This window comes from Spectribacter hydrogenoxidans, assembly GCF_031846275.1.
GTDB classification, from domain to species: domain Bacteria; phylum Pseudomonadota; class Gammaproteobacteria; order Nevskiales; family Salinisphaeraceae; genus Spectribacter; species Spectribacter hydrogenoxidans.
The window spans coordinates 192,738-211,243 of sequence record NZ_JAVRIB010000004.1 but is presented as its reverse complement, the minus strand read 5'-3'; the positions used below and the strand labels follow the sequence as shown (position 1 = coordinate 211,243).

The 18,506-nt window shown below is 66.8% G+C and carries 19 protein-coding genes; 18 read left to right on the top strand and 1 reads right to left on the bottom strand.

Going from position 1 to position 18,506, the window contains the following annotated elements; translation table 11 throughout:
• Nucleotides 1–225 precede the first annotated feature (225 nt).
• Complete coding sequence (locus tag RM532_RS05530; RefSeq protein ID WP_311652179.1) at nt 226–2,229, bottom strand: hydantoinase/oxoprolinase family protein; 2,004 nt, start codon at nt 2,227–2,229, stop codon at nt 226–228.
• A 23-nt stretch (nt 2,230–2,252) separates the two neighbouring features.
• On the opposite strand from RM532_RS05530, the gene RM532_RS05525 reads away from it, so the two are divergent.
• The 18 genes from RM532_RS05525 (at nt 2,253) to RM532_RS05440 (ending at nt 18,461) form a co-directional block, all read left to right on the top strand.
• Entirely contained in the window at nt 2,253–3,215 is a 963-nt protein-coding gene (locus RM532_RS05525) for an ABC transporter ATP-binding protein (RefSeq protein WP_311652177.1), read from the top strand.
• Nucleotides 3,215–3,985: an ABC transporter permease gene (locus RM532_RS05520; protein ID WP_311652176.1), complete on the top strand. Its 771-nt coding sequence runs from the start codon at nt 3,215–3,217 to the stop codon at nt 3,983–3,985. Before RM532_RS05525 ends, RM532_RS05520 begins: the two co-directional genes overlap by 1 nt.
• Entirely contained in the window at nt 3,985–5,334 is a 1,350-nt protein-coding gene (locus tag RM532_RS05515; RefSeq protein WP_311652175.1) for a GldG family protein, read from the top strand. The genes RM532_RS05520 and RM532_RS05515 overlap by 1 nt, the downstream gene beginning before the upstream one ends.
• Before the next feature lie 6 nt (nt 5,335–5,340).
• The gene (locus RM532_RS05510) at nt 5,341–6,234 is read left to right on the top strand and encodes a DUF4340 domain-containing protein (RefSeq protein WP_311652174.1); all 894 of its coding nucleotides are present in this window, start codon (nt 5,341–5,343) and stop codon (nt 6,232–6,234) included.
• A 53-nt stretch (nt 6,235–6,287) separates the two neighbouring features.
• A complete protein-coding gene (mutM, locus tag RM532_RS05505) occupies nt 6,288–7,103 on the top strand; it encodes a bifunctional DNA-formamidopyrimidine glycosylase/DNA-(apurinic or apyrimidinic site) lyase (protein ID WP_311652173.1) in 816 nt (271 codons plus the stop codon).
• 68 nt (nt 7,104–7,171) lie between these two features.
• Nucleotides 7,172–7,528, top strand: coding sequence for a YkvA family protein (locus RM532_RS05500; RefSeq protein WP_311652172.1), 357 nt, complete (start codon nt 7,172–7,174; stop codon nt 7,526–7,528).
• A 96-nt stretch (nt 7,529–7,624) separates the two neighbouring features.
• On the top strand, nt 7,625–7,873 hold the full coding sequence (locus RM532_RS05495) for a GlsB/YeaQ/YmgE family stress response membrane protein (RefSeq protein WP_311652171.1): 249 nt from the start codon (nt 7,625–7,627) through the stop codon (nt 7,871–7,873).
• A 186-nt stretch (nt 7,874–8,059) separates the two neighbouring features.
• Nucleotides 8,060–8,473 (top strand): hypothetical protein, encoded by a 414-nt coding sequence (locus tag RM532_RS05490; RefSeq protein ID WP_311652170.1) that lies wholly within the window; start codon nt 8,060–8,062, stop codon nt 8,471–8,473.
• Between the two features lie 24 nt (nt 8,474–8,497).
• Entirely contained in the window at nt 8,498–9,538 is a 1,041-nt protein-coding gene (locus RM532_RS05485) for an AAA family ATPase (RefSeq protein WP_311652169.1), read from the top strand.
• Nucleotides 9,539–9,567: 29 nt separating this feature from the next.
• A complete protein-coding gene (locus tag RM532_RS05480; RefSeq protein ID WP_311652168.1) occupies nt 9,568–10,425 on the top strand; it encodes a DUF58 domain-containing protein in 858 nt (285 codons plus the stop codon).
• Nucleotides 10,422–11,372, top strand: coding sequence for a hypothetical protein (locus tag RM532_RS05475; protein WP_311652166.1), 951 nt, complete (start codon nt 10,422–10,424; stop codon nt 11,370–11,372). Before RM532_RS05480 ends, RM532_RS05475 begins: the two co-directional genes overlap by 4 nt.
• Nucleotides 11,369–12,358, top strand: coding sequence for a vWA domain-containing protein (locus tag RM532_RS05470; protein ID WP_311652165.1), 990 nt, complete (start codon nt 11,369–11,371; stop codon nt 12,356–12,358). Before RM532_RS05475 ends, RM532_RS05470 begins: the two co-directional genes overlap by 4 nt.
• Nucleotides 12,358–12,921 carry a hypothetical protein gene (locus RM532_RS05465; RefSeq protein WP_311652164.1) on the top strand — a complete coding sequence of 188 codons (564 nt, stop codon included), beginning with the start codon at nt 12,358–12,360 and terminating at the stop codon, nt 12,919–12,921. Before RM532_RS05470 ends, RM532_RS05465 begins: the two co-directional genes overlap by 1 nt.
• Nucleotides 12,918–13,805, top strand: coding sequence for a vWA domain-containing protein (locus RM532_RS05460; protein ID WP_311652163.1), 888 nt, complete (start codon nt 12,918–12,920; stop codon nt 13,803–13,805). The genes RM532_RS05465 and RM532_RS05460 overlap by 4 nt, the downstream gene beginning before the upstream one ends.
• A 272-nt stretch (nt 13,806–14,077) precedes the next feature.
• The gene (locus tag RM532_RS05455) at nt 14,078–15,904 is read left to right on the top strand and encodes a methanol/ethanol family PQQ-dependent dehydrogenase (RefSeq protein ID WP_311652162.1); all 1,827 of its coding nucleotides are present in this window, start codon (nt 14,078–14,080) and stop codon (nt 15,902–15,904) included.
• Between the two features lie 133 nt (nt 15,905–16,037).
• Nucleotides 16,038–16,625, top strand: a complete 588-nt coding sequence (locus tag RM532_RS05450; protein WP_311652160.1) for a c-type cytochrome — start codon at nt 16,038–16,040, stop codon at nt 16,623–16,625.
• A gap of 52 nt (nt 16,626–16,677) precedes the next feature.
• Nucleotides 16,678–17,607: a quinoprotein relay system zinc metallohydrolase 2 gene (locus RM532_RS05445; RefSeq protein ID WP_311652159.1), complete on the top strand. Its 930-nt coding sequence runs from the start codon at nt 16,678–16,680 to the stop codon at nt 17,605–17,607.
• Nucleotides 17,608–17,612: 5 nt separating this feature from the next.
• Nucleotides 17,613–18,461, top strand: a complete 849-nt coding sequence (locus RM532_RS05440; RefSeq protein ID WP_311652158.1) for a quinoprotein dehydrogenase-associated SoxYZ-like carrier — start codon at nt 17,613–17,615, stop codon at nt 18,459–18,461.
• Nucleotides 18,462–18,506 lie beyond the last annotated feature (45 nt).

Genomic DNA, 18,506 nt, shown 5'->3' with positions numbered 1-18,506 from the left:
CGCCACGGGAAAATCCCCGTACTCTCGCTCATTAACCCGTGCCCCAAGGTCATCATGTCTCGTTTGCGACGGACCCTGTCACGTTTTATGAACAGTTATGGCGCAGCTGTCAAGCCACTCGAGTAATGCACCGCAACATATTGGCCGCAAACGGATGCCGCTCGACCACGGGACGAAACGGCCGGCGCTGACCGCCCCGTTTGGATGCACGCCCGAGACCAGCCCTCACGATACGGCGGATTGATTGCGTAACGATGTCAGCAGCAGATTGCCGTAGGTGTCCGTTTCGCCGGCCCAGCCGGGCGCCAGCCAGATGGTGGCCACCGCGTCGCGAACAATCGCGGGCCCGTCGGCCCACCATCCGGCCGGCAGCGCATCACGCGCGTAAACCGGCACCCGGTCATCACACCCATCGACCACGACATGTTCCTCGGCATCGACCGACGCCGACGACTCGGCGCGCTGAGGCAGGGACATATCCAGTTCGGGCCCGGCCAGGCCCAGCCGTACGGTGACGACCTCTACCGGTTCATCCAGCCGATAGCCATTCTGCCGCTCGTGCGCCGCATGAAAATCCGCGTGCGCGTGGGTCATGCCGCGCCAGGCAATGCTGAGCGCCGCACTCTGGCCCTGATAGCGGATATCCAGAGACGCGTTGGCAGTGATTGTGGTCGCATCGACGCCTTCGGCGCGCAGTTCCGCCTCGCCTTGCGCCCGCAGCTCGGCCAGCCAGGCTTCGATCCGCGAATCCGATAGCGCGGCGGCCGCTTCCAGCACGCTGCGCGACATCTCCCGAGAACGCCTCGCTACCAGCATGCCCAGCGCCGACAGCACCCCGGCGTGCACCGGCACCATGGCCCGGGTCATGCCCAGCGCGTCGGCCAGCGCGCAGACATGCAGCCCGCCCGCCCCGCCGAAACACAGCAGCGTACGTTCGCGCGGGTCCTCCCCCCGCTGAACCGACATCACCCGCAGCCCGCCGGCCATGGCCTCGTTGACCACCGCGAGGATGCCTTCGGCGGCAGCCATGCGGTCGGTGCCCAGTTGTTGCGCTACCGCATCCACCGCCGTTTGCGCGGCGGCCATATCCAGCGCGGTATCGCCGCCCAGCCGGGTCGAGGCCGGCAGGCGACCCAGCACCATATTGGCGTCGGTGACGGTGGCCTCGGTACCGCCGCGCCCGTAGCAGGCCGGCCCGGGGTCAGCACCCGCAGAAGACGGCCCCACAGCCAGCAGACCACCCGCGTCCACCCGGGCCAGCGAGCCGCCGCCCGCGCCCAGCGTGTGCATGTCGACCATCGGGACCGCCACCGGGAAACCGCCGATCTCGCCGTTGCTGGTCAGCGGGATGTCGCCGTCAATCAGCGCCACATCGGTACTGGTGCCGCCCATGTCGAACGTCAGCAACCGTTCGCGGTCGGCCAACCGCCCGACGAACCGGGCACCGACCAGGCCGGCGGCCGGCCCGGAAAGCAGCATGTCCACCGCTCGTTCGCGGGCTCGTTCGACCGACATCGTCCCGGCCGTGCTATGCATCACCGAGAACTCGCCCACCGCCGACCGCAGCCGACCCAGATAGCGCCCGACACGCGGGCCGAGGCTGGCGTTGATCCAGGTGGTGATGCCGCGTTCGTATTCCTTGTATTCGGCCAGCACCGCGCTGGACCGGCTCACGAAATAGTCCGATGCCAGCGCCTCGGTCAGACGCCGCTCGGCGCGGTCGTCGAAGAACGAGTACAGCAGATTGATCGCCACCGCCTCGGGCGCCAGTTCGGCCAGATGTTGTTCGAGCGCCGCCAGGCTGGCATCGCCAAGCGGTTTCACCTCGCCGCCGCGAGCATCGCTGCGCTGGTCGACCGCCAGGCACAACTCGGGGGGAACCGGGATCTTTCGAGGCGCCGGTTCCAGCGCGTACAATTCACCACGCGCCTGCCGGCCGATGGTGAGCACGTCGGTCAGGCCCTCATTGGTGACATAGGCAGTCACCGCGTGGTGCCCTTGCAGCAGGGCGTTGGTGGCCACGGTGGAACCGTGAACCAGATTAGCCTCGGCGATATTCAGCCGCGCCAGTCCCTCGGTGACCGCGCGCTCGGGCGCCGCCGGCGTGGAGGCGACCTTGGCCACGCGCAGATGCTCACCGTCGAAAGCGACGAAATCGGTAAAGGTGCCGCCGGTGTCGACGCCGACCAGAAGATGAACCCGGGAACCGGGCGCGCCGCGAGTGGTCATCAGCGGATATCAACCTAAGGAGCATGAGTCAGGCCATGAATAACGACGTGCTTGTCGATGCGCAAGGTCTGACGCGTCGCTATGGCCTGATTCGGGCGGTTGCCGGGCTCGATCTGCAACTGCGCAACGGCGAAATCCTGGGCCTGCTCGGTCCCAACGGCGCCGGCAAGTCCACCACCCTGCGCATGCTGGCCGGCTGCCTGGCCCCGTCCGAAGGACGCGTGCTGATCCGCGGCCTCGACATGGCCCGGGCGCCCAGCCGGGCCAAGCGCCACCTGGGCTATCTGCCGGAGCGCCCGCCGCTGTACCCGGAACAGACGGTACGCGAATACCTGGCGTTCTGCGCCCGGTTGCATCGCATTCCCCGGCGCGAGCAGGGCGCGGCGGTGGCCTCGGCCATGACCGACTGCGGCCTGGCCGACATGGGCAGTCGCCTGATCGCGCACTGTTCCAAGGGCTATCAGCAGCGGGTGGGTATCGCCCAGGCCATTCTGCACCGGCCGGACGTGGTGATCCTCGACGAGCCCACCGCCGGGCTCGACCCGAACCAGATCCGCGAAATCCGCGCCCTGATCCGGCGACTGGGCGAGTCGCACAGCGTGATCCTGTCCAGCCACATCCTGCCGGAAATCCAGGCCACCTGTGCGCGGGTGGCCATCATTCACGGCGGGCAACTGGTGTTCGACCGGCCGATGCGCGACATCGAGGGCGACGAGCGTCCGCGAACGCTGCGCCTGGGGCTACGCCGGCCGCCCGGCGAAGACGTACTTTCCTCGGTATCGGGCATCGAACGGGTCGAGGCAATCGAGGAAGGTCTGTGGCAACTGACCTGCGCGCCCGGCGCCGATCCGCGCGAGGCCATCGCCGGTCAGGCCGCGCGGGATGACTGGGGCCTGTTCGAACTGAGTCAGCCGCGGCGTGCGCTGGAGGATATCTTTACCGAACTGACCAGCGCCGATCGCCCTGCAACCCGGCAGGCGGCCTGATGACGTCAGTCTGGATCATCGCCCGCCAAGAACTGGCGCGGCTGTTCGTATCTCCCCTGGCCTGGACCATGCTGGCGGTGGTGCAGTTGCTGCTGGGGCTTCTGTTCGCCATGAGTCTGGCCGACCTGATGCTCAACCCGCAGCGCCTGGGTGATTACAGCGGCGTGTCCGAGGTGATCGGCGGCGGGCTGTTCCGGTTTGCCACCATCATCCTGCTGCTGGTCATCCCGTTGCTGACCATGCGCCTGTTTGCCGAAGAACGTAAGGCCGGCACGCTGGACCTGCTGCTGGCCTCGCCCGTCACCCTCACCGGCCTGGTCCTGGGCAAGTTTGCCGGCATCCAGGCGTTCCTGACCCTCATGCTCGGCCTGACCGCGCTGATGCCGCTGTCACTGAGCCTGGGCACCCAGCTCGACCTGGGCATGCTGGCAGCCGGCCTGCTCGGGCTGTGGCTGATGATGGCGGCGTTTGCCGCCGCCGGGATCTTCATCTCGTCGCTGACACGCGAACCCACGGTAGCGGCCATCGCCACCTTCGGGCTGCTGCTGGGCATCTGGCTACTTCACGCCGTGTCATTCTTCGACTGGCAACCAGCCATCATGGGCATGACCCTGCCGCTGGGGGACCTCGCCCGCCAGCTGTCGCTGATCGGTCACTACGACAACCTGCTCTACGGCATCTTCGATACCGGGGATGTCGCCTACTACCTGATCTTCTGCGGGCTATTCCTGGCGTTGACTGTCCAGCGGCTAGACATGGAGCGGCACTGATGAGGGTTCAGCATGCCCTGACCATCCTGCTCATGATCGCCGTGGCGGCCCTGCTGGTATTCGTCAGCGGCCGCTACACGCTGCATGCGGACTGGACCCACGCCAACCGCAATTCCCTGACGCCGGCGTCGCAGCGCATTCTCGACTCGATGCCCGGCGAAATCCGGTTCATCGCTTACGCTTATCCGGGACCCATCCGCCAGTCCATCCGGGATCAACTCGATCGCTACCGCCGCGCCGACGACAGCGTATCCCTGACCTTCGTCGACCCGGCGGAGGCACCACAGCGCATGCGTGAGCTGGGCGTGCGTCGCGATGGTGAGGTGCGGGTGAGCTACGACGAGCGCGACGCCACGCTCGACGATCTCACCGAACAGTCCGTCACCAGCACCCTCCAGCGCCTGGCCGCGGGTCGAGACCAATGGGTGGTGTTTCTCACCGGACACGGCGAGCGCGATCCGCAGAATGAGGAACCCGGGGGCTACAGCCAGTTCAGCGCCGCGCTGGGCCGACAGGGACTCAAGACCCGGCCGCTGAACCTGGGCGAGTCGCCGGCGATCCCCGACAATACCTCGGTGCTGGTCATCGCCAGCCCCCAGCAGTCACCCTTGCCCGGCGAGGTCGAGCTGATCCGCGATTATCTGGACAACGGCGGCAACTTGCTGTGGCTCACCGACCCGAGCACGCAGGACCCCATGCCTGGCCTCGCGGACGCACTGGGACTGCAGTGGCAAACCGGCACGGTAATCTACCCGGACTATCAGGCCCTGGGCACGGGACATCCGGCGCTGTCGCTGGTGGTCAATTATCCCCGCCACCCCGTCACCGAGCGGCTCGAGGGCCTCACGCTGTTCCCCTTCGCCGGGGGTGTCAGCGTGGGCGACGACACGGCCTGGGAGGCTGCTAGTCTTATCCGGACACCGGCCCGCTCGTGGCTGGAAACCGGCGAGCTTGACGGCGAGGAAGTCAGCTTTGCCGAGGACGACGGCGACCGTGCCGGACCCGTGACCATCGGCATGGCGCTAGAGCGCAAGACCGGCCCCCCCGAGGGTGACGGGTCAGCCAGCACGCCGGCCGGACCCCAGCGGGCCGTGGCCCTGGCCGACAGCGACTTCGCCACCAACGCCAACCTAGGCACGCTCGGCAACCGGGCGTTCGCGATGGCGCTGATCCAGTGGCTGGCCCACCGGGATTCGCAGATAGCCGTCGACGTGCCGGTCGCCCCGGACGCCTCGCTGACTCTGGCGCCTTGGGAAACGCGCTTCATCTGGCTGGGATTCGTGATCGCCCTCCCATTGTTGCTGCTCGCCATCGGTCTGGGCCGTTGGTGGTGGCGCCGGCGCGGCTGAACGGCCATGCGCGCACGCACGCTTCTCAATCTGGGACTGATTTCCGGTTCGGTGGCCATGGGCGCGCTGCTCTGGCTCGACCGGCCGGCCGAACCGAAGACGGAAACCCTCACGCCGCTGCGCGGCGAACAGATCGAGCGGATACGCATCACCACCCCCGATCAGCCGACCATCGACCTCGCCCGTACCGATACCGGCTGGCGACTCGATGCGCCGGTGACGGCCCGCGCGGATCAGGCAACGGTGAATCAGGTACTGCGGCTGGCATCGACCGCGTCCAAACGTCGCATGGCGGCGGGCCAGGTAGAGCTCGGGAGGCTGGGATTGCTGGAACCGGTCGCTGAAGTGCAGTTCGACGACGCGCCGGCCATCCAGCTTGGCGGCAGCGAGGCGGTCAAGGGCTTCCGGTACGCCCAGGTGGGGCGCGATATCCACCTGATCAACGAGCCCAACATGCAGGCCCTGGGCGGTGATTACAGCGACCTGATCAGCCGCCGGCTGCTGCCACCCGATGCCCGCATTACCCGACTGACGCTGCCGGAACGGCAACTCAGCCCCAACCAACAGGGTGGCTGGAACATCGAGCCGGCGACCGACGCGGCGAGTGCGGATGCCGCCCAGCGCACGGTGGACCTGTGGGAACACACCCAAGCAATGTGGGCCGGGCCCGCAGGCGACGCGCCAGCCCCGGAAACCGTGGTCATCGAAACCGCGGACCACGGCAGGTTCACGTTTGGCGTGGTCGCGCGGGAACCGCAACTGCAACTGCGCCGAGAGGACCTTGGTGTCGTCTTCCAGGTCGGGGCAAACCGGGCGGCGCCGCTGCTGGAGATGACCCATGCCGGTGCGTCTTCACTTAAGAACCAGCCGGATGTCGAACTGACGCCGGCCGACGAGTAGCCCCGGATGAGCACGACCGGCCCGGTCCTGTTGCCGTCCGGCGGGAAACGCTGATGCCGGAACTACCGGAGGTGGAAACCACCCGCCGGGGGCTGGCGCCGCACGTGGTCGGCCGGCACGTGGTCACGGTAACCGTGCGCCAGCCCCGCCTGCGCTGGCCGGTCACACCGCAACTGGCCCGGGACCTGCCCGGGCGCCGGATCGATGCCCTGACCCGGCGGGCCAAGTACCTGCTGCTGGCCGCCGGTGACGGCCACCTGCTCATGCACCTGGGTATGTCCGGGCGCCTGCGTATTGTCCCGACGGACACTCCGGCCGGCCTGCATGATCATCTGGATATCCGACTGGACTCGGGGCAGGTCATGCGCCTTAACGACCCGCGCCGTTTTGGCTGCGCCCTGTGGTTGCAGCATCCCCCCGACGAACACGCGCTGATTGCGGGACTGGGCCCGGAGCCGCTATCACCCGAATTCAGCGGCGACTGGCTCTATGCCCGTTCGCGCGGCCGGCGGGCCGCGGTCAAGGTATTCATCATGGACGCCGCCAACGTGGTCGGGGTGGGTAATATCTACGCCAGCGAAGCGCTATTCGAGGCCGGCATTCACCCCAGCCGCCCCGCCGGCCGCATCGGCCGCGTCCGCTACGCTCGGCTTGCCGCCGCCATCAAGCAGACGCTGGCACGCGCCATCGACGCCGGCGGCACCACCCTGCGCGACTACATTGGGGTGGACGGCGGCACCGGCTGGTTCCAGCTATCGCTAGCGGTGTACGGCCGCGAGGGACAACCCTGCCCGCGCGACGCCACCTCGGTACGCCGCCGGATCATCGGCCAGCGCAGCACGTTTTTCTGCCCGCGCTGCCAGATCTGATCGGCGAACGGCGCCAGCCCACCGCTGGCGCCGCGGCTTGAGTGGATTGGCTATGGCACACTCAGACAGTGACTGACGAAACGCACGAACCCGCCGGCCCGACCCCGCACTACCGCGAGGCCTCGCTATGGTCCAAGCTGGCCCGGAATGCCGGCGATGCCGGTCGCCAGGCGGTGGAAAAGGCCCTGCAACTACACTACGCGGCCCGCCGGCCGGACACGCCGGCCTGGGCCCGGCGCACCGCATACGGCGCGCTGGCCTACTTCATCATGCCCCTGGATTCGGTCCCGGACTGGCTGGTCGCGGTGGGCTACACCGATGACCTGGCCGCGCTGGCGCTGGCGGTCAGCACCCTGTCGGCCTACATCGATGATGATGTCCGACAGCTGGCGCGGGCACGGCTGACCCAGTGGTTCGGAGAATAGCAGCGTGGCGCCGAAACCGGTGCCGCTGACTTGTCGTTGCCAAACGAACGGGGTACACGGGAGTCTCGCCACAACAATCTGGAGAAGGAGAACATCATGGGCATTCTTTCCTGGATCATTCTCGGCCTGATTGCCGGTGCACTCGCGAAGTGGATCATGCCCGGCAACGATCCCGGCGGCCTTATCGTGACCATGCTGATCGGCATCGCCGGTGCCTTCGTGGGCGGCTTCGTGGGCTCGCTCGTGGGTCTCGGCACCACTGGCGGTCTGAGCCTGGGCAGCATCGTCACCGCCATCATCGGCGCCCTGATCCTGCTGGCCGGCTACCGCGCGCTCAACCGCTGAGCGATCGGGACGGCATCCGGCCGCAGCCGGTCGGTCGTAGCCATACCGGACGCGCCCGGTCCGTTCATCCGGCCGGGCGCGTTTTCGAAACGGTGCTTTGCCAAAGCACCGGCACGGGGTGCACTATCCCCGGCGTCACATCAAACCAATTAAGGCGTCACTGAACGCCCACACGGAGGAGACCGCATGAGTATCGGCAAGCCGAGTCTCGTGCTCGTCGCCGCCATGAGCATCGCCATGGCGGCCGGCGCCCACGAACCCAAAAAACACGACTACCCCACCAAGGACCGCGTCGAGTTCGTCCTGGACTGCATGGGCACACTGGGCGGCGTGAACCTCACCACCATGTACAAGTGCTCGTGCGCGATCGACGAAATCGCCAAGCAGGCGTCCTACGACGCCTTCGTGGCCATGGATACGTTCAACCGCGGCCGCAGCGCCGCCGGCGAACGGCCGGAAATTCTCCGCGAGGGGCCGGCAGCCACGTCCGCTCGAAGCCAGCTTGCCGAGGTCATGACCCGAGCCGCGGATCGCTGCATCATCGAGAACGAGGATTTCGTTCCGGAAACCCGCGGGGGTGGTGACGATGATGACGACTGACCCCGACCGCGGACACCGTTACTGATGCCGGGCGCTGACGACACCGGCGTTACCCGCCATGAACTGAGTGACCTGCGCGCCCGCGCCCTGACCCTGGAAGCCCGGCTCAACGAGGTGTTCCTAGGTCAGCCGCAGGCGGTGCGGTTGTTGCTGATCGCGCTGTTCGCGCGGGGCCATGCGCTGCTGGAAGGTGATGTGGGCGTGGGCAAGACGACGCTGCTGCGCGCGCTCGCCCGCGCCACGGGCGGGGCGTTCGAGCGGCTGGAGGGCACCATCGACCTGATGCCCAACGATCTGCTCTATTACACCTACATCAATGCCGAGGGCCGCCCCCAGGTGGACCCCGGCCCGCTGGTCCGCCACGGCGAAGCGCTCTCGTTCTTCTTCTTCAACGAGGTCAACCGGGCCCGGCCGCAGGTGCATTCCCTGTTGCTGCGCGTGATGGCCGAGCGTAGCGTCACTGCCTTCAACCGCGAATACCATTTCCCGCGGCTGCAGGTGTTTGCCGACCGCAATCGGGTGGAGAAGGAAGAAACCTTCGAAATCCCCTCCGCCGCGCGCGACCGTTTCCTGATGGAAATCCCGGTGGAGATCAGCGACGACAACGACATCCGCCGTCAGCTGATGTTCGACACCCGCTTCCACGACACCGATGAGCTGCTGGACAGCCTGGAACCGGCGCAGCTGCCGGTCGAGGACATCCACGCGGCGGCCCCGGCCATCCAGGGTCAGGTGCAGGCCGGGCCGGCGCTGGAACGCTATGCGCTGGCGCTGTGGCAGGCCACCCGGGATCCGATGGCCGCCGGAGTCGAGGTCGACGGGGTGGAGATGGCGGACCTGATCGAGGTGGGAGCCAGCCCGCGCGGTGCCGGAATGCTGATCCGGGCTGCCCGCGTGGCCGCCTGGCTGGCGGATCGCGAACACGTCCAGCCCGAGGACATCCAGACGATCTTCCACGCCACCATGGCCCATCGCGTATTCCTGCAGCCGGTGTATGAACTGCGGCGCGCCCGCATCGCCCCGGCATTGATGCGCGGCATTCTCGCTCGCGTCAGCGCGCCCTGAGCGCGCATCGCGGCTTCCACCGGACCGCCATGGCTGCCAGCACGCCCGCGCCCACCGACTTCGACTACCGCCTGATCTGGCGCAGCCGGTATCCCCGGCCGGGCCATCACGCCAGCACCATGGCCGGCGCCGGACACGAGTTCCGCGCCCGGGCCCCATTACTGGATGCGCCCGACCCGCGCCGACTGGCGCTGCGGGCCAGTCTGGCGGACCCTTTCGGCCGCCTGTTCGTCAACCTATTCAATCAGTACAGCGCAATCCCTGTATATGCGCTGGTCGATGACAGCGCCTCGATGGATTTCGAGGGGGCCACCAGCAAGCGCGAGCTGCGGCATCACTTTCTGGCGTCGCTGGCGATGTCGGCCCATCGCACCGGCGACCCCTTCGGCCTGGCGGTGTGCGGCAGCCGTGCCGAGCGGCCGTCGTTCACTCCTGCCACTTGCAATGCCGCCCTGGTCGAGGATCAGCTGGCGCAGCTGCGCGACCGGCCACCGAGCGCATCCGACGCCACCGGCCTGCGCCGGGCGGCCGGCATGATCGGCCGGCATCGGGCGCTGGTGTTCCTGGTATCCGATTTTCATCTGCCGGTCGAGATGGTGAATGGACTGCTCGGGGATCTGGCCCGCCACGAGGTGGTGCCGATCGTACTAAGGGATTCGGCCGAGGACCTGGCCCGCGCCGGTAACGGGCTGGTGCGTATGCGCGACGCCGAAACCGGCCGGGCCCGAACCCTTTGGATACGGCCCGGCCTGCGAGCCCGGGCCGCACAGGCCGCCCGGGACCACCGCCAGTGGCTGGAACGGCTGCTGACGGGGCACCAGTGCCGCCCGTTCTTCCTGGAGGATGCCGTGGACCGCGACCGCCTCAACCGGTATTTCGCGCAATGATCCGGCGGAACTGGGCCCTCCTGCTGACGCTGACCGCCGGTCTAGCCCACGGGGCGGACGAAGCGCCGCCGCTGGGCTGGGCCGAATCCCCGGCACAGGACGCGGGCATCGTGGCCGTCGATACCCAGGCGCCCCGGCCGTTCGGCCAGGTGGTGGGCGACCGGCTGGTGCTGACCTACCGGATCACCGTGGCCTCCGACGCCACCCTTCAGCGCGCCTCCCTGCCGCTACGCCGACGTATCGACGACTGGCTGGAACGTCAGGAGGTCGAGGTTTCCACCCGGCGTACCGACGACGGCCAGCAATACACCATTACCCTGACCTACCAGACCTTCGATACCCCGCTGGGCGTGACCACGAAGACGGTGCCCGGTTTCGAAGTGCGCTTCAGGCGCCCCGACCAGCCGCCCGCCACCGCCCGCATGCCGGCCTGGTCGTTTGCCCAGTCACCGCTGCTCAGCGAGACCGTGGCCGACGAGGGCGAGAACATTGTTTCCATGCAGCCCGATGTCGAGCCGTTCTCCGCCCGGCGTCGCGGCCACACCGCCCTGCTGGCGGCCTCGGTGCTGCCGCTAGCCGGGGGACTGGGGTGGCTGCTGTGGCTATACCAGCCCTGGCGGCGTCGCCACGCCAGGCATTTCGCCGAGGCGCTGGCCGCCATCCGGGCGCAACCCCGGACATCATCACCAGAAGCCCTCGCGGCGGCGTTCCGCCATGTGCACCGCGGCTTCGACCGGACCGTCGGGCAGGCGGTGTTCGCGGCCGACGTGGACGCGTTCTGCCAGCGATTCCCGCGCTTCGCGGCCTGTCGCGAGGAAATCGACACGTTCTTCGCGGATTCTCGGCGACTGTTCTTCGATGAGCAGATGCCGGATCACGGTGATCCCCGGGCGGCGCTGGAAGCCATCGCCGTACGCCTGCGTGACGCCGAGCGCGAAACCCGATGAGCCCGTTCGACCTTGGCCTGATCCGACCCTGGGTGCTGCTGGCCCTGCCGCTGGCGCTGCTGCCATTCCTGGCCCCCGCCGTCGCGGCGCTGAACCATCCCGGGATTCAGGGGCTGCCGCCGGACCCGCTGTCGCGTCTGATCGATTTCGGTCTACGGCTGGCCGGTTGCCTGGCCGTTACCGCCATACTGGTGGGGCTGGCCGAGCCCTATCGGGATGGTCGGCAGACCACCGTCACCAGCCAGGGCGCCCAGGTGGCCATCGTACTGGACCGAAGCCGCAGCATGAACGACACCTTCGCTGGGCGGTCCACCGAGGGTTCGTCCGAAGTCGGCAAGGCCCGGGCCGCCAGCGAGCTATTGCTGGATTTCGTGAACCGGCGGCCGGACAACCTTTACGGGCTGATCGAGTTCAGCACCTCGCCGATCTTCGCCCTGCCCCTGACCACCCATCTCAGCGCCATCCGCGCGGGCCTGGAAGCCGCCGCCGAGGACGGCCTGGCGCTCACCTCGGTGGCCGGCGCGTTAGGCATGGCTGCCAACCTGTTCGAGGAGCAGGCGGCTCAGGGGTCGCGCGTGGTGCTTTTGGTGTCCGACGGTGCGGCTGCCATCCCGCCGGATGCCGCCGGCACCATCCGCCAGTGGTTCCGGCAGCGCGATTTGCGCCTTTACTGGGTCTACATGCGCACAGCCGGGCATCCGGCCCTGGCCATGGAAGGGGAACCCGACGACGAGGCTTCCTCCCCGGAGCAGAAGCTGCACGATTATTTCCGAGGGCTGGGCGTACCCTACCGTGCCTATCAGGCAGACAACCCGGAAGCCATGCGGCGTGCCATTGCGGACATCGACCAGCTGGAGCGCGAAACGCTGCGCACCCCGGTCTCGCTGCCCCGCCAGGGCCTCGCGCCGTTCAGTTATACCGCGGCACTGGCACTGGTGGGCCTGCTGCTCGCCGCCCGGGCCGCAACCCTTCGGAGATGGGCCTGATGCGTTTTCGACAACAACTCATCCTGGCTTGGGCGCTGATCGGCCTTGGCGCGATCGGCCTGGTCCTGGCCGGCCTCGGTTGGTGGCAGTCCGCGCGGATCGACCGCCTCGTGGCCGAGGGCACTCCGGAGGCGCTGGCGCAATCCGATGCCCCGGCTGCCCGTTTCGCCCTGGCCTATCGCCAGCGGCGCAACGGGGCGCCGCGCGAGGCTGCGGAAATCTACCGCCAACTCATTCCGCAGTTGCAGTTGCAGGATCAGGCGCTGATCGCGACGCACTACAACCTGGCCAACCTGTACTTCCTCCTGGCAGCCAACGCGGCGGATGAAACCCGCCTCAGCGAGATGGTGCCGCTGGTGCTGCAGGCCCGCTCGCATTATCAGCGGGTGCTCTACCTGCAGGCGGATCACTACGCGGCGAAGTACAACCTCGAATACGTGGAACGGCTGATGCAGACCCGTGACTGGATCGGCAGCCAGTCCGAGGTCGGCTCGAACATCGAGCGCCGCGACAGCGGCACCGGCTGGGTGAGCGTGCATGAATTGCCGGACGGGCTGCCATGAGGCGATGGTCGGCTGGCCGCCCCGGCCCCACCACCCTGTGGTTGAGTGCTGCGGCACTGGCCCTGGTGATAGCGCTGGTCAACCCCGGCCTGCCGGGCGAGCGACTGGTCTACGACTATCTGTTCGTGATCGATATCAGCCAGAGCATGCTGGTGCGCGATTATCTGGACGACGACGGTCAGTCCGTGAGCCGGCTTGCGACCGCCCGCAAGGCGGTGGACGACACCATCAGCCGGCTGCCCTGCGGGTCGCGCGTGGGCGTGGGCCTGTTCACCGGCTGGAACAGCGCCATTGCCTTCCGGCCGATCGAGGTCTGCGGGCACCGCGACGAACTGGCGAGCGTGGTCGAGCGCGTCGACTGGCGCATGACCTGGGTGCCCCAGAGCAACGTCGCCCGCGGACTCTTCGCCACCATCGACCAGATTCACGACTGGCCCCGACCCCCGGCGCTGATCTTCCTGACCGACGGCGACGAAATGCCGGCGGTCGACGCGGACAACCGCCCGGACCCGCCCGCCAGCCGCGACCGGGTCCGGGGCATGCTCGTCGGCGTGGGCGCTACCTCGCCGTCACCGGTGCCGAAGTTCAGTCTGAACGGCGATAACCGTGGTTTCTTCACCCAAGGCGGCGAACCGCTCACTTCAAGGTTGGCGGCAGGCTATCTGGAAACACTGGCTGCGGATACGGGCTTCGGCTATGCGCGACTCAACCGACCCGAGCAGCTGGCGGAAATCAGCACCGATCCGGCATTTTCACGTCCGGTAGCCAGCACGCGCGGCATCGGCTGGGTCGCCGCCCTGCTCGCGCTGGCGTGCCTGGTATGGCGTTACCTGCGGCCACACCGGCACCGGCTCGTCCGACGGGCTTGTGGTGCCACCGAATAGTTTGCCGCGAGCCAGGCGCAACCGGTGAATCCGAGGGCAGGTCAACGCGTAATTGGCTGATAAGAGGTGTGATACCCATTGACGCTTATATGGGGCTATGGTACCCAGTGAATTCGCTTAAGCGTCAGAGATAGGACGTATAAGCGCGTCAGGAGAATTCCGCACGGTGGCAATCGGCGGGAACCGCAATGCGGAATAACAAGCGGGCTTAAGCCCATTCATGCACGGAGGAGATTGAAATGAGCGACAGGAGACCGACAGCCAAGCACTTGATGACAAGTGCATTCACTGCTGCGGCGTTGGTGGCTTCCGGTGGCGCGATCGCCAACGAGAAGCTCAGCAGCATGGCGGATGACCCGAGTAACTGGATCATGTGGGGCGGTGACTATACCGGTCAGCGCTACAGCCAGCTGGATCAGATCAACGCTGACAACGCCGACCAGTTGCAGCCGGTGTGGACATTCTCCACCGGCGTCCTGCGTGGCCACGAGGGTGGTCCGCTGGTCAAGGGCAACATGATGTACATCCACACGCCATTCCCCAACAAGGTGTTCGCGATCAGTCTCGACACCAAGAAAATCGTGTGGAAACACGAGCCCAGCCAGAATCCGGACGTAATCCCGGTCATGTGCTGCGATACTGTTTATCGCGGTCTGGCCTATCATCCAAACGGCACCATCTTCCTGCAGCAGGCCGATACCACGCTGAAGGCATTGGATGCCAAGACCGGCGAGGTCAAGTGGGAAATAGTAAACGGCGACCCCGACAAGGGTGAAACCAACACCAACGCCCCACTGGTGGTCAAGGACATGGTCATCACCGGTATCTCCGGCGGTGAGTTCGGCGTACGCGGCCACGTGACCGCCTACAGCGTCGAGGACGGCAGCCAGGTATGGCGTGCATACAGCACCGGGCCGGACGATTCGATGCTGATGGATCCGGAAAAGACCATCGACGCGGCCACCGGCAAGCCGGTTGGCAAGGATTCCAGCCTCAAGAGCTGGAAGGGTGATCAGTGGAAGATCGGTGGCGGCACCACCTGGGGCTGGTTCACCTACGATCCCGACGCCAATCTGCTGTACTACGGCACCGGCAACCCCTCCACCTGGAACCCGAATCAGCGTCCGGGCGATAACAAATGGTCGATGACCATCTTCGCGCGCGACGTCGACACAGGCATGGCCAAGTGGGCCTACCAGATGACGCCCCACGACGAGTGGGACTATGACGGCGTCAACGAAAAGATCCTGGTCGACCAGAAGATCGACGGCAAGGATCGCAAACTGGTGGTGCACTTCGACCGCAACGGCTTCGCCTACACGCAGGACCGCCTGACGGGTGAGCTGCTGGTTGCCAAGAAGTACGATCCGGCCGTCAACTGGGCCACCGAGGTCGACATGGAAACCGGTCGTCCGCAGGTGGTGGACAAGTACAGCACCGAAGTCCAGGGCGAAGATGTCAACGTGAAGAACATCTGCCCGGCGGCCCTTGGTTCCAAGGACCAGCAGCCGGCGGCGTTCTCCCCGAAGACCGGCCTGTTCTACGTACCCACCAACCACGTGTGCATGGACTACGAGCCGTTCAAGGTGGACTACACCGCGGGTCAGCCGTACGTCGGCGCCACCCTGTCGATGTATCCGGCCCCCAACTCGATCACCAATCCGGTCAACCCGGATGAGGCGGACGAGCCAAGGCTGGGCACCTTCATCGCCTGGGACGCCACCAAGGGCGAAATCAAGTGGTCCATCGCCGAGCCCTTCTCGGTGTGGAGTGGCGCCCTGGCCACCGCGGGTGACGTGGTGTTCTACGGCACGCTCGAGGGCTACCTGAAGGCGGTTGATGCCAAGACCGGCAAGGAGCTTTATCGCTTCAAGACCCCGTCAGGCATCATCGGCAACGTCAACACCTGGAAGTATGACGGCAAGCAGTACATCGGCGTGCTCTCGGGCATTGGTGGCTGGGCCGGTATCGGCATGGCTGCCGGGTTGACCGACCCGAACGCCGGCCTGGGCGCCGTGGGTGCCTACAAGTCGCTGTCGCAGAACACGCAGCTGGGCGGCGTCCTGACGCTGTTCGCGCTGCCGGATAGCGCACTCTAAGTCGACCGACAACCGTTGGTGGACACGCGCCCGCACCCTGCTTCGGGGTGCGGGCGCTTTTCTTGCGGGACGCGCCCCGGACAGACACACTGAGGCCACCCGACATCGATCACGATATAGGTGCGAAATGAGGATGACCCGCCGACTCTTTTCCCTGTTTTTCCTGACCCTGGTACTGGGCACGGCCGGCCTGCAGGCGGCCTGCTCCGAGAGCCAGAGCAAGACAGCATCGAACGACAGCGCGACCGAGGAACCGGCCGGCGCTGACGAGAGCCAGGACAGCGGCAACACCCAGGTGGCCGCGGCCGACACCGAATCAGAGCCCGCCGATGATGCGGCCTCGAACGACGATGGTGGTGGCGATACGTCCGGCAAGCCGTACGACGTATCCTGTGACGACGATCACTGCGTCGCCAACGAGGCCGTCGTCACCGGCTACGAGAAGTATCACGCCCACTGCCATACCTGCCACGGACCGAACGGCGTGGGCAGCACCTTTGCGCCCAGCCTCGTGGACCGCCTGGAGGACCTGAACCAGGGCGAGTTCACCGGCATTGTCGCCAACGGCAAGAAGCGGTTCGATTCGACCACCGGCACCTACTCGGTGATGCCGGCCTGGAAGGACAACCCGGACGTGATGAGCAACGTCGGCCAGCTCTGGGCCTATCTCAAGGCCCGCTCGGATGAAGCGCTGCCGGCGGTTCACCCCGATCCGAAGTAAGGGGCCGCGAGCGGCCACCATTGTGCTGCTGCTCGCCCGACCCTTTCGCCTGATGGCCATCGCGAGATGGCTCGCTTATCGCCTCCTGCCGGCCATGCTGATGGCCGGCAGCGGGGTTGCCGGCGCCGCCCTGCCGGTATCGGAAATTGCCCCCGGCGTGTTCGTGCACCAGGGGCATGCCGAGCAGGCCAACGAGGCCAACGGCAATGACATCGCCAATGCCGGCTTCGTGGTCGGCGACGATTGCGTCGCGGTTATCGATACCCTGGGCTCGCCGGCACTGGGCCGCCAGTTAGCCGCCAGCGTGGCCAGCCGGACGGCTCTGCCGATCTGTGCGGTGATCAACACTCACGTGCACCCGGACCATCTGCTGGGCAACAGGGCGCTGACCGGCGATGACCGGCCACTGCTCGGGCATGAGCAACTGCCGCGGGCACTCGCCGCACGCGCTGACGGCTATCTGGCGGCAGCAAACAGTACCTACGCGGCGGATGCCGATGCTTCCTGGATTGTTGCACCAACCACCACGGTTGCCGATACCCGGCGAATCGACCTGGGTGGCCGCACCCTGGTACTGGAAGCCTGGCCGACCGCCCACAGCAACACCGATCTGACTGTCTTCGACACAGCCTCGGGCACTCTGTGGACGGGGGATCTCGTTTTCCTCGACCGGATGCCGGCGCTCGACGGCAGCATCAACGGCTGGCTGAACGTGCTCGATGAACTGTCGGGCCGCTCGGGCGTCAAACGAATAGTGCCCGGACACGGACCGGCATGTGCGCCCTGGCCGGCCGGCAGCGCGCCGTTGCGACGCTACCTTGGCCATCTCCGTACCGAGGTGCGGGACGCGATCCACCAGGGACGCACGATCGAGCAGGCGATCGCCAACATCGGCTATGACCGCGCGCAGGACTGGCCGCTGTTCGATCGAGTTCACCGGCGCAATGTCACCGCGGCATTCGCGGAACTGGAATGGGAGTAGACGTCATGGCCAACCACCGACCGCGCACGATCCGTCGTCTGCTTGCACGGCAATTCATTGCCGCGACCGCAATTGCCGGCCTTCTCGGCCCGACGATGGCCCGCGCCGCGACAGCCGACGACGAACAAATCCCCGAATCCAGCGCCTGGCCCAGCCTCAAGGCGGAACACTTCGGTGACCGGCAGATCCGGGATGGCGAGGCGATCATCGGCCTGGATGCCCCCTATCGCGCCGAGGACGCCGCCATCGTGCCTATCGCCATCACCGACAAGCTGTCATCGGACGATGAGCGTCGCATCGAGCGCCTGTGGCTGGTAATCGACAACAATCCGGTGCCGATGTCGGCCGAGTTCGAGTTCGGGCCGGCCGCGGCCAGCGCCGATATCGCCACCCGCGTCCGGGTGAACGCCTACACCCACATGCGGGCCATCGCGGAAACCGGTGACGGCCAGCTCTACATGACCACCCGCTACGTCAAGGCCAGTGGCGGCTGCTCCGCGCCTGCCTCGAAGGACCCGGATGCTGCCCTGGCCAACATGGGGCAGATTCGTCTGCGCGAGCTCAGCGGGTCGGACAAGCCCGGGCGGCGCATCCAGATGCTCACGCGCCACCCCAACCACACCGGCCTGCAGATGAACCAGGTCACCCGGCTGCACGTGCCGGAGCACTACGTGAACGCCATCGAGATCAACGCCGGGGATCGCAACGTCCTGAGTGCCACGATGACGTTTTCACTCAGCGAGAATCCGAGCCTGCGCTTTTCCTATCAGCCGGCCGGATCGGCACCGCTGACGATTGCGGTTCGGGATACCGAGGAAAACACCTTCACCGCCGAGTACGCTGCCGCACCATGAAGCGGTGGGTCGAAGTCTCAGTCAAAACGGACGCGATCGCGTTCC